5 protein-coding genes are annotated in these 12,296 nt (G+C 55.4%); 2 read left to right on the plus strand and 3 right to left on the minus strand.

The genetic code is table 11. The features are described 5' to 3' along the window. Positions 1-28: 28 nt before the first annotated feature. Complete coding sequence (locus EQV93_RS14470; protein ID WP_240891790.1) at positions 29-6,457, minus strand: NEL-type E3 ubiquitin ligase domain-containing protein; 6,429 nt, start codon at positions 6,455-6,457, stop codon at positions 29-31. Positions 6,458-6,609: 152 nt separating this feature from the next. Here EQV93_RS14470 and EQV93_RS14475 point away from each other — a divergent pair, with 152 nt between their 5' ends. Further along, positions 6,610-7,599: a 2-hydroxyacid dehydrogenase gene (locus tag EQV93_RS14475; RefSeq protein WP_122786452.1), complete on the plus strand. Its 990-nt coding sequence runs from the start codon at positions 6,610-6,612 to the stop codon at positions 7,597-7,599. 44 nt (positions 7,600-7,643) lie between these two features. Here the strand turns inward: EQV93_RS14475 and EQV93_RS14480 are convergent, their stop codons facing one another. Beyond that, on the minus strand, positions 7,644-8,540 hold the full coding sequence (locus EQV93_RS14480; protein WP_146385383.1) for a DMT family transporter: 897 nt from the start codon (positions 8,538-8,540) through the stop codon (positions 7,644-7,646). A 118-nt stretch (positions 8,541-8,658) separates the two neighbouring features. On the opposite strand from EQV93_RS14480, the gene EQV93_RS14485 reads away from it, so the two are divergent. Then, positions 8,659-9,534 carry a helix-turn-helix domain-containing protein gene (locus EQV93_RS14485; protein WP_240891791.1) on the plus strand — a complete coding sequence of 292 codons (876 nt, stop codon included), beginning with the start codon at positions 8,659-8,661 and terminating at the stop codon, positions 9,532-9,534. Positions 9,535-9,542: 8 nt separating this feature from the next. On the opposite strand, the gene EQV93_RS14490 is transcribed toward EQV93_RS14485, so the two are convergent. Next, the gene (locus EQV93_RS14490) at positions 9,543-11,963 is read right to left on the minus strand and encodes a TonB-dependent siderophore receptor (protein ID WP_411736506.1); all 2,421 of its coding nucleotides are present in this window, start codon (positions 11,961-11,963) and stop codon (positions 9,543-9,545) included. Positions 11,964-12,296 lie beyond the last annotated feature (333 nt).

Here is a 12,296-nt window from a genome sequence, read left to right on the forward strand (position 1 = left end):
GGCGCCTGGATCACACAGGCGCCTGCCTTCAATTGCTGCTCAGCCTGGCCAATGCGGCAAGGGTCAGCGTGTTCTGTAACGTCTGAATTTTTTTGTCGTAGCGTTCAACGTCGTAGACATCGCTGCCGTCAACGACTTGATGGTTCTCGCTGTACACCGCATCAAATTGATCCGCGTAACGCCCCCTCAGAAACTCATCCCAAAATGGATCGCGAGTCATGTGGTCCAACATCAACTCACCATTGTCCATGGCCAAAATGGCAACCTTGGCTCGCTCAATCTCATCAGGCTCCACGTGGCCAAGCGCTGGAAACATCATTTTTTTGGGTTGAGCGGGCAACGCCAGCGCATCAGCCAGTGCCAGTCTGTAAGTGAGCCCAATTTCGAGTACATCCACTGCGCCCCCTCGCTTGCGGCCCTCTTCGACAGCAATGTTATCCAAGACTTTTAAACGAAATTGCCCCCTGATAAGGCGCGCCAGACTCAATTCAGCGCGATCAGGATCATCGTCCGCCAGGGCTCTGGACACCTGCACCTGAATTTCCAACTGGCTAAACCGCACTGCGATCGAATCGCAGCACAACGTAGGCTTTGAAGCCTGAGCGAACACCAAGCTGCGTACACGTTCATCCTCAGCGATCGCTTCAAGTGTTTGTTGAACACGGCTTACCAAATCTTGAGGGGCATTGCCGAAATCAGCTGTTGTTTGCAGTGCTTCAATCAACTTGAAAAAACTTTCTGCACGGGGGTCCTGACGAAGCATTTGGCATTGTTTAAACATGGCCTGCCTCTCATCCGGCTCAAGTCCTTCGAGCCACACCCCATCGTTAAACGCCTGCAACGGTGGATGATTGGCCTCAAGATGCAGCCCAAAATCAATACCGGTGCGCATCTGATAAACCTGCAGTTGTTGGATGCCGGCAGGCGCCAGTTCGTTACCCACAAGGGACGTGCCTCTGTTGAGGGTGAGCGAGCCATTCAAGACCTCTTGCGGCACCGTGAGGATGTTGTTATCGCTTAAATCCAAGTGGCTCAGGTTGTTCAATTGCATAACGCCCAACGGCCAGATAATGGCTTGTGTACGGGACAGGTTTAACTCTCGCAGCTCGGTGAGCGTCGTGACATTGAATCGCCCCGTCAACAGACAACCACTTAGATTCAAGGACTGTAAATGAACCAGCCCAGCCACCTTGGCTTGATCCTCTTGAGATAGACGCAGGGCATTATTTGAAAGTGAAAGCTCCTTGAGATTTGACAGTGCACCTATGGCCTCTGGAAAGCGCGCGAGTCTGCTGTCATCTATTTTCAAGGACGTCAAAGACACAAAGCTGCGTATGAACTGATTGATATTGGATTCGACTCCAAACGCCATGCCAGCGCCGACTCTTAGTCCCGTCATGTGCAATTCACGGATATGGGAAAAGTCGGCACTCAGTACGGGCAAGGTACTGACACGCCAATTTTGAAGCACCAACTTATAGCCCAGTACTGCTCCTCTGGAATCCGTGACCGCAGGTATTTCTTTACGCCACGCCTTAGTCAGAGCCAAGCTCAAATCATGCTTGTGGTATTGCGCCCCCACATCGAAGGTGTCGACGTCTGGCCTTTGCTCAACCCACGTATTGAGTTGGTGCACGAGCATGCGGGCTTCACCTTCAAGCCGGGCAAGCTCCTGGTCAATATTGAGCCCACTCGTTCGCATGCGTAGGATGGCTCGCGTTGATTCCCCATTAACACTGGCGGGGTATATCTTTTCGTAGCGTTGGCGCAACTCACTGTCTGCAAAAAATTGATCCGTTGCAGATCCGCGACCGCTTAGTGAGTAACCAATACGACCGTCTGCCAATCGTTTGGGGGGCGAAAACCAGGGCCGGTTCACGACGACGCCCAACACGCCAAAATATGCGTCTCGGCTTTCGACGGCTCTTAACGTCAACTGTTCCTTGAGCAAAGCCTCGCCGCCAGGGTAATTGAACTTCAACACGCTCCGCTGGCGTTCTGAAAGTGCGGCCCACAAGAGGGTGAAAATATCGCGCCCCTGAGCAGTGCCACCGTTGGCGCGTGGCGAGATAGCTTTCCAGCCCGTCGCTGTTTTCAACAAGCTCAATTGGACTGGAGCCTTTTCGCCCCCCAGCCGACAGATCAACGCACCGGAAAGACTGTTTTCACGCACTTCAATGCACATTTCCTCAGGCCAATCCGGTTGTTGCCCAAGGCTGTGAAACAGCAATTTCACACTGTCGTTATTTTGCAGCGCCGGAAAATAAAAACCCTCCAGTGCCCGGTTCATTCGTATGTGGCGTACATACCAGCGCGCCTCCTCGGCCAACCTTAAAGGAATACGCCCCTCGGCCAATTGGTCCGTTTCAAGCTGATTGGCTGCGTTAATCAAATCTTCTGCGATATAAGTCGGAAGGCTTGGAAATACCCGTCTAATTAAACTCAACGCGGGGGTGGCCATGTGCTCAGAGACCTGAAGCATCAGATCAAATAAAGCTGGGGTCATGACATTATTGGCGTGGCTCAAATGATGAAAGAGCACATGCGCATAGTTCAAATGCTCCGCACGATGAGTCAGCATTTCAGCCAGGGTGTCGCCGGGCGCAACTACACGACGCAACGCTTGAAGTTGAGTGGTGGTTAAAGGCGCAGTGATACGGGAGCGATCAGGCTCATCAAATGACAGCATCAGTTCGCTCACAACGCCCAGGTCACTGTCGGTTGTGCATTTTAAAAGGAAGTTTTCAAGCCGCTGAACATGCGCGAAACGGCGCATGGTATCGATCAAGAGGGGCGGCGGTGGTTCTTGGTTGACATGCACCCTTCTTATGATGTCCTCGGTGATGCCACTGACGTTCATGATGGCGTCGATTTGCTCGCTGTTAAACCGGCCCTCGGCTTGGCCCAACCGTCTGAACAATTGATGACCTTGCCATTCTAGAGGCCTTTCATATTCATGCCTCCAAGCGCCAGCCCCATTGCCATAGACCAAAACAGGCACACTTGAAAACAGGGTGGGATGCACAATCCTGTTAGTGAACGAGCGATCAAAAGACTCGACTTCATACACGTGCCCTTCCAATACGAGGCAAGGGGTCGCCTCGATGTTGTAAATACCCGCGGTATTTCTAAACTCTTCCCCGGTCCACGTTAATGTCGGATGTGCATAGCTTTCTATCTGGGGGTTGGCCATGGCGAATCGGCCATCAGGCGCCCGATACTGCACGAGTTCGTCCCCCACTATTTTTCTCCAGTCAGAGGCACGGTACTCAAGTAAACGGGACAGGCTGCCGGCTCGCGGCAAAGCCTGTAGTTCTAACCGCAGGGCGTTAAAGAAGCTATCTGCGCCACGGTCAGGGAGTGAAGATGCCTGTTTGTTATAAGCGCTATAAACCCCATGCCCGTGATCCAGCAAGAGCACCTGTTGACTGGAATATTGATAGACCGCCAGGGTGCCCTCTGTGTTGTGCTCCACTGAATGAATCACTAAATCAAGACCCCACTCGCGCTTGATGAGGGCCGTCATCATTGCTCGAAGCCACCCATCGGCATCGGCATTGAAGGCACGGGGAAAATAGATAGCATCCAGTAAACGCTCGCGACGCACCCATGTTTTGACACGGTGTATGGCGTCGTACAAGTCTTCGGGTATCAAACGAGAATACGGGCTCGAGCGGGATGCGGCAGAATTGATCAGCAGGTGTTGATAGTGCTGCAACTGTGGATAGTCACTCACTAACTGGGCACAACGTACCTGTGACAATTCGGGATGGAATGTGCGCAATGAACTGACCAGCGCTGAAGAAGGGATGAGCGGGTTAAGTTGCAGCGGATAATAAACGCGCTCCAGCAGGCCCTGCACAGCAGGGTCTTGACGGACTCGATCGCTGCTCAGCGTCAGGCTATTGAATACGTTCTGCTTATTGAGGCGCAGCCGCAGCAACAGCATCTGGGCCAGTAACGTTTCATCCAGTGACTCAAGGCGCCTGTCTGGAGGGGGCAGCGGCAACACGTCTACGATTTGCGACAAAATTGACCCAGGAAAAGGCTCGAACAGTACAGTGGCGTTCAGTACCAGCTCACCATCGTCCAGGCGCTTGAGGTCTATCGAGCGAGCCAGCCCTTCCAGACTCATGCCTTTGCCATAGACCTCACTCAGTCTTCCCCGCTCATCGAACACCTTCAATGCCATGTCTGCTGGCCAGTGCTCGATTTGGGTCAACAGTGCCAATACAGGGCGGTCTAGCTCTACAAGGGTTTGCGGGTGCTGGGCTAACCCCTCAATCATGCGTTCAATTCGCTTGTCGGCCATGTAGCGCGTGACCGCATCAGTCAATGACCCCTCTGGCACGTCGCCAGACCAGACCCGCTCCAAACTTCGACGGCTCACAGCACTGATGTTGAGTATTGGCCGGGCTTCAACTTCGGTTAAACCAGGGAGCATTCGGCAGAGCAGTTGCTGATCGTTCAGGGTGGGACTGTCATCAACACTTAAATGCCAATGACGCGTTACCGGATCAAACTCAACTGGCGGTTGATAAACAGTGGTATCGGCGTGCATGAGGAAGCGTTTACCGCCTTCTTCACGAGCATGAACTTCGACAACATACTGGCGGCCATCTTTATCCAGCACGACATAGTCGCGGTTTTCAAAGCGATAGATCCCGTGGGCATCCCCCTCAAGCTTCTCTATTAATTGTGGGGCAGCCAGTACATAGCCGGCCAGGTCTGTGTGCCAAAACTCGGCTTGGCCACTGGGGCGAATAATCTTTCGCGGGTTTCCAATGCGATTCAGCGCCTTCATATGCCGGGCAAGGGCGATTTTGCCCAACTGAGTATGCAGCGGCACACTGAGCACCATGTCCAGCACATCTGTGAGGGTTTGCAGTAACTCGGTACTGTCATCCTGAGCAGCCTGCTCCAGCCCCCGGATCAAACCTTGGGCCGTCACGCCAAGAAATAAATAGCGAACCGTACGGGTTAAACCTTTGAGTGCTCCCGGAACGGGCGTTAATAGAACGCCCAGGGTTTCTTCGAAAAAAGTCAGCAGTGCATTCGTCAGCTCCTCCAGATCCACATCCGATTTTTCGACCGCCAGCTGCCCCAGACGATTGGAATAGAGACCTGATTGATGCTCATACAAATCGCTCGCCAGAGATCGTCCGATCGTCCATGTTCGAAAGCCCAGTTCTTTAAGCGGTTGGCGTTTATTGACCATTTGTACGACATCATAGAGCCACTCAGCTGCCGGAGTCAGATTGGCCGGGCGGGTAGGAACACGGGTGATTTGAGTGATTTTACGCAGTGCCAACGGTGTTAACTGACGATCAAACCATGACAACTCTTTGCGGGTCTGAGCACTGAGATACTGCGCTTTAAACTCATCCTGCAATTGACGCTCTGACGTTTGAAAACGTAATTCGCCCCCTGGGCGCCCCGGAAAAAAACTGTAAAGTGCCCCGCTCTCCACGTCTTCTATTTGATACAACGGCATATTGATATGGTGCGCCGTACTTTCTCGGTCGGGCGAATGAGGCCTTGCCATTGAAAACCCCGACTGCGGGTTAAACCCACTGCCTGATAGCAATTCAAGGGGGGTGAACTCCATGGTCATAATGACTTTTTTTATTTTCAAGGCTGACCGAGCCTGGTCTAACTCCCTGGAAAGTTTAATCAGCTTTTCTTTTATCGCGGGGGTGTGACTCGACGTTCTATACAGCTCCATCACACTGAAGCGCAGGTGCGATTTAATACTGTGGCGCATGCATGTCTTGAGCGCACCCTCCTCGGATAAAGCGGTGACCAGATCATTCTTTAACCGCGCCCCAAGATTTAACGAACGGGCGATATCAACGAACGCGGTGACGTCTATCAAGGTAGTGCGATCAATACTTTCAGGGCTTCGGCTCTGCCGGAAATTCCCACCGGGCCGGTTATTGATGAAACTTGCACTGACCTGGCTACCGCTGCGAAAGCTTGCGAAATAAGCGAGAAATCCAAAGTTCATGCAGGCTGCCTGCCACAGGGTCATGCTCGCCACATGCACACCGGGAGCATTTTCGTCTCTTATCGCCTGAGGGTCGGGCAATGTTTCCAGACCGGGCTCTGATGGCGTCTCTCGTGTGGCTCGCGTGTTCGGAATGTGCAGGTACAGGGCATGAAAATATGTTTTTTCAGGGTCAATCACCTTGCCCGTCACTGCCAGCAAGCGCGATTTGAGGCGTTCGAGCCCCTCGGTATAAAACCTATCTTTTATTCTTTTATCTTCCTTCTCAACTGCCAGAAAAGCGCTGGCATATTGATGTTGGACCCTGAGGTAGTTGTTTTTTTCGGACTGAGTGAGTGTGCCCATCCGGGCATAAATCTGCGTGCGAACATGATTGATCACTTCAAGAGCCGCCTGTTGCGGTTCTGAGAGCAAAGATGATTCTGAAGATACTGCAGTGAGGGTGGTCATGGTCGATGCTCATGATTTAAAAAATCATGAGCCTAAAGGGCGTTACACCTGAAATAAGTCAAACAACTACCACCCTACACACCAGACGCTGCAAAACGCGGCAAGGAATGTTAGCGTGCTTACATTCCCGACAGCCGATGAGTCTTGTTCACATGAGTCTTTCCAGCACCAAGAAAACCGTACTTGCCTTCAGCCGCGTCACCCCCGAGATGGTCGAGCGTCTGCAACAGGATTTCAACGTCATCGTGCCAGACCCCAAACGCGGCGACCTCAACGCGCAGTTTGAGGAAGCATTGCCACATGCCCACGGTTTGATCGGTGTCGGTCGCAAGCTGGGCCGCCAACAACTGGAAAATGCCAAACAGCTTGAAGTGGTGTCCAGTGTGTCGGTGGGCTACGACAACTATGATGTCGACTACTTCAACGAACGCGGGATCATGCTCACCAATACCCCGGACGTGCTGACAGAAAGCACGGCCGATCTGGGCTTTACGCTGATCATGAGCACGGCCCGCCGGGTCGCCGAACTCGACGCCTGGACCAAGGCCGGTCAGTGGCAGGCCAGTGTGCCGCCCGCGTTGTTCGGCAGCGATGTGCACGGCAAGACATTGGGCATTGTCGGCATGGGCAATATCGGGGCCGCCGTGGCACGCCGGGGCCGTCTGGGCTTCAACATGCCGATTCTGTACAGCGGCAACAGCCGCAAGACCGAGCTTGAGCATGAGCTGGGCGCACAGTTCCGAACGCTGGATCAGTTGCTGGCCGAGTCGGACTTTGTGTGTCTGGTCGTGCCGTTAAGCGAGAAAACCAAACACCTGATCAGCCACCGCGAACTGGGCCTGATGAAGAAAAGTGCCATTCTGGTGAATATTTCCCGTGGCCCGGTGGTGGATGAGGCCGCGTTGATTCACGCCCTGCAAACCAACACGATCCGGGGCGCCGGGCTGGATGTTTATGAAAAAGAGCCACTGTCCGAGTCGCCGTTGTTTCAACTGAAAAATGCCGTGACGTTGCCGCATATTGGCTCGGCCACCCATGAAACCCGCGAGGCAATGGCCAACCGCGCACTGGCCAACCTGCGCAGTGCGCTGATGGGTGAACGCCCGCAGGATCTGGTCAACCCGCAGGTATTCAAAGGCTGACAACCACGCCGGAGCGGGCAATGCTCGCTCCGGCGCAGGTGAGGTCAAGCCAGCTTGGCGCTCATCAATACAGGTTTGGGCTTACGAAACACCAGCACATTGCCCAACATGACCAGTATCAGCCCCATCAGTGCTGGTGCCGTCCACTGATAACCTTCAGCAAAGGCCGACACGTTCAGCGCCACCAACGGGAACAATACCGTGCAATACGCAGCCCGCTCCGGCCCCATGCGACCCACTAGCGTGAGGTAGGCGGTAAAGCCAATCACCGATCCCGGGATCACCAGATACAGCAATGAGCCTATGTAGCGCGCATTCCATTCCATCGTGAACGGGATACCGCTAAGCGCGCAGTACAGCGCCAGCATGCTTGCGCCATACAACATGCCCCATGCATTGGTGGTCAGGGGTCTGAGGCCGGCCTTTTGTTGCAGGCTGGACAGCATGTTGCCAGCTGAAAAACACATCGTGCCGAGCAATGCCAACCCCAACCCCAGCAGCGTTTGCGGGGTGGCGGTGTGTGCGCTCAGTTCCGGCCAGAACAGGAAGCCCAGCCCCAGCAAGCCCAGCGCACCGCCCAGCAGCACGTTGCGGGCGATCTTTTGTTTGAAGAAGATCCGTGCGTTCAAGGCATTCCACAGGGTGGCCGTGGAAAACACCACGGCAATCAGGCCGGTGGTGACCCATTGGCTGGCAGTCAGAAAACACATGAAGTTGACGCAAAACAGGCACAACCCTTGTGCGAGACAAATCAAGTGCCCGCGTTTGTTCATCACCTGCAATTTTCGGCTCAGCAACAGCAGGGCAAACAACACCAGTGCAGCCAGTCCAAAGCGGTAGACGATCGATACGGGAATGGCCACTTCGCCCAATTGCAGCTTGAGCGCCAGCCAGGTGGTGCCCCAAATCAACACAGTCAATAAGTACAAAGATAGGTTCATGGCACGCTCCTGAAGATGACCTTCAGTGTGCGTCCTGATGCGCACCTGCATTTGCAGATTCTTGCGCTTTTGTTGCGCCGGGGCTGGCAGTCGTGAGGCGAGGGAGTACGATGGCCACATGCCCGTTTTCGATACCCTGCAAGTCTTTCAATCCATGAGCCGCTCGCCCAATGCTCGCCTTGAGCACAGTGCCGAGCTCGGTGACGGAATGGCTGCGGCCTTATGGACCAACCATCACGACGCCCGCGATTATGAGGCGCCGAGTCATCACACTTTGTCTTGCTACATATCGGGTGGCACCGGTACGTTTCGCCGCGACCAGCCAAGTGCCAAGGGCGCGCCGGGCAAGCTCTGCGTGTTGCCTGCCGAGCATCAATCGGCGTGGGTCATCAATGGCGAGATTCGCTTGGCCCATGTCTATGTCAGCCAGGAGCAGTTCGCGCTGGGGTGCATCAGCCTGCTGGATAAAGAGCCGCGTACCCTGCAACTGCGTGAGTTTACGTTTCTGGATGATGCGCGCCAGACTCAGCGGTTTCATCAACTGCTGACGTTGAACTGGAATGAACCGGGCGAGCGATTGCTCACCAGCAGCCTGGCCAGCGCCCTGCTCGATCATGCCCTGCTGACTCAGGTGGGGATGCGCAACGGGCTGCAACTCAAGGGTGGGCTGGCCGCCTGGCAACGCCGCCAGCTGGTGGAGCGCATTGAACATTCCTTGGCCGAGCCACTGAGCATTGGTCAACTGGCCGACCAGTGCGCGCTGTCGCCCTATCACTTTGCGCGCATGTTTCGAGAAAGCTTCGGTGTGCCGCCGCATCAATACCTGCTAACGCGTCGACTGGCCCGCGCCCGCGAACTGTTGCGCAGCAGCACCTTGTGCTTGGGAGACATAGCCTTGGCGTGCGGTTTTGCCAACGCCAGCCATTTTGCCAATCGCTTCAGGCAGAGCCTGGGCGCCACGCCGGGCGAGTTCCGCGCGGCGTTCAAGCCATAAACCTGACTCTAAAACTCCAACGTGGTGGAAATGGACACCTGCCTTGCATCGCCCATGGAGACAAACATTCGGCTGGCCGCCGAGGTGTAATACACGCGGTTGAAGAGGTTCTTGACGTTGAGCTGCACGTTGACTTTTTGCCCTTCAACATGGGTGTCGTAGGTGGCAAACGCATCCGCCACGGTGTAGGCCGGCAGTTCGAAGTCATTCAGCGCATCACCCGCGCGCTCACCCACATAACGCGCCCCGCCGCCCACGCGCAATTTGTCGCCACCCACCACATTGCCGAAGTCATACACCGCCGACAACGAGCCGCTGTTCTTCGCCACGTTCTGCAACCGCATGCCTTGATAGGTCGCGTCTTTGGTCACTTCGGCATCGGTGTAGGCATAGCTGCCGATCAGGCTCCACTGATCGCTCAACTGACCGCTGACATCCAGCTCCAGCCCCCGCGAACGCACCTGTCCGGCGGTTGAGTAGACGGTATCTTCACCCACCGTAGTCGACACCAGCACGTTGCGTTTTTTAATGTCGTAAAGGGCCACGGTGCCGGTGATGCGCCCCGGAATATCCAGCTTGGCGCCCAGCTCCCAGGACTTGGATTGCTCCGGGGCAATGGCCGAATCCAGCACCAGGCCACCGGTCAACGGGGCGATGGTGGAGTTGGGTTTGAACGACTCGGTGTAGCTGCCATAGAACGACAGCTCATCGGTGTAGCGGTACACCAGGCCGGCTCGCGGTATCCACTTCACACCGTTGGTGTCGGTGTTGGCCTTGAACGGAATACCTTTGCCCGCCAGTTGGTCGTACTTCTGAAAGCGTGCACCCGCCACCAGAATCCATTGATCGGTCAGATGGATTGAATCCTGGGCAAACAGTGAGTCGCTGCGCAGCAGATCGGTCTGATTGCTGTCACTGGCGCTCACCGTGGTGCCGGCCACTTCATTGCCGTACACCGGGTTCAGGTAGCTGAAGTTGGACGCGCTGTTTTGTCGAATCAATTCGGCGCGGTAGATTTTGCGGTACTCATCATCCACCCCGAACACCAGGTCATGCTGCATGCCGGCCGCTTGCACCTTGCCTTGCAGGCTGACGGTGGCGAAACGGTCTGTGGTGATGGCGCCTTGAGTGCCGTCCATTTTCCGGGTCAGGGTGCCCGTCGTCGGGTTGACCGCCGTGACTCGCACTTGACTGGCATCGTAGGTTTCGCGGTTCCAGCTGTAACCAAGGTGGGCGTTCCAGTCATCGTTAAGGTCGTGATCGACTTCAAGGCGGTACAGATCAGAACGTCCTTCCATGTTGTTGAACGGTTCATCGAGTCGGCGTGTGGCCGGAATATCCAGCGGGTGATTGGTGGCCGGGTTGATCGCCGTACCGCGATCGAAAGGGGTCAGAAATTCGCGGTGCTCGTACGCCAGCAGCACGTGTGTGTTATCGCCAAACCAGGCCAGCGACGGGGCGATCAGGGTTTCGCGGTGCAGGCCGAAATTGCGCCAGTAATCTTCATCTTCGTGGTCGATGATCATCCGGTAAGCCAGCCCCGAATCGCCCAAAGGGCCGGTGCTGTCCAGGCTGCCGCCGCTGCCGTTTTTGCCCGAGCCGTAAGTTGAGCCACGCACGGTCAGCGCGTTGTACTGCTCAAGTTGCGGTTTTTTACTGACCACGTTCACTACGCCCCCCGGATCTTGAATACCGTAGAGCAGCGAGGCTGGCCCTTTGAGCACCTCAACGCGCTCGGTGGCGGCATTTAATGCCCGCCCCTGCACCAGCGGCATGCCATCGCGCATGATCGAACCGTCACGGTTGTCGCCGAAACCGCGCTTCATCACCGAGTCCTGTGTGCCGCCCAATGTGTTGCCTTGGGTGATGCCACTGATATTGTTCAGCGCATCATCCAAGTTACGTGGCGCTTGATCGCGAATCACCTGTGCCGCGACCACGTTGATGGTCTGCGGGACTTCCATGGACGAACCGCTGCCACGCATCACCGATGACACGGCGGGGGGCTGGTAACTGGTGTCTATGGAGGTTTGCGAGGTGATGCTGGTAGCACCCAGGTTCAGCGCACCGACTGTGGGCAAGGGTTCGAGGGCAAAGGTATTGGCGTCCGTGCGCCGGGCATTGAAGCCTGACAGCGCAAGCAACTGCTGCAAGGCCTTGTCAGCTGTCATGCGGCCCTTAACCGACGGAGCTTGCAGGCCAAGGGGCGCTTGATCGGTGTAGACCACGCTGAGCCCCGTCAAACGACTGAAATCGTTCAAGGCCTGCGGCAAGGGTTGGGCTGCCAGATTGAAATCAAACAGTGCACTGGCTTGATGCTGCGGCGCCTCGGCGGCCATTGCCACGTACAGCGGGTTCAACGCCAACCCGGCCATCACGAGTGCCGAAGCTCCCAACCACTGCTTCACCGAACTTGCCCTGTACTTCATGCTCATGACCTGTGTGCGACCTGATACGGAATACGAATTTTTCGCATTTTCAAGCACTACACGAATGAGCCTGGGGTTTACCTCACTTACGCAGTGAAAATAAATTTTTACCCTCACCCCAACCCTCTCCCTGTATGGACCGGGGACATAGCGAACACAATGTTCGGAGACATCGCGAACACTTTTAATAGGACACATTGACCCTCAGGAGGTGTGATGTGTCCTGGAAAGAGGTGTCCGCCATGGATCTTCGTCTCGAATTCGTCGCCTTGGCCTCAGCTGAAGGCGCTAACATCAAAGCATTGTGCGAGCACTTCAATATCGGCCGCACGA

Source organism: Pseudomonas sp. TMW22091 (assembly GCF_022496705.1).
In the GTDB taxonomy this organism is placed as follows: Bacteria; Pseudomonadota; Gammaproteobacteria; order Pseudomonadales; family Pseudomonadaceae; genus Aquipseudomonas; species Aquipseudomonas saxonica.

Coding starts and splice junctions, on each gene's coding strand:
- EQV93_RS14475 (WP_122786452.1), top strand. CDS start 6,610: ATGAGTCTTTCCAGCACCAAGAAAACCGTACTTGCCTTCAGCCGCGTC.
- EQV93_RS14470 (WP_240891790.1), bottom strand. CDS start 6,457: ATGACCACCCTCACTGCAGTATCTTCAGAATCATCTTTGCTCTCAGAA.
- EQV93_RS14480 (WP_146385383.1), bottom strand. CDS start 8,540: ATGAACCTATCTTTGTACTTATTGACTGTGTTGATTTGGGGCACCACC.
- EQV93_RS14490 (WP_411736506.1), bottom strand. CDS start 11,963: ATGAAGTACAGGGCAAGTTCGGTGAAGCAGTGGTTGGGAGCTTCGGCA.
- EQV93_RS14485 (WP_240891791.1), top strand. CDS start 8,659: ATGCCCGTTTTCGATACCCTGCAAGTCTTTCAATCCATGAGCCGCTCG.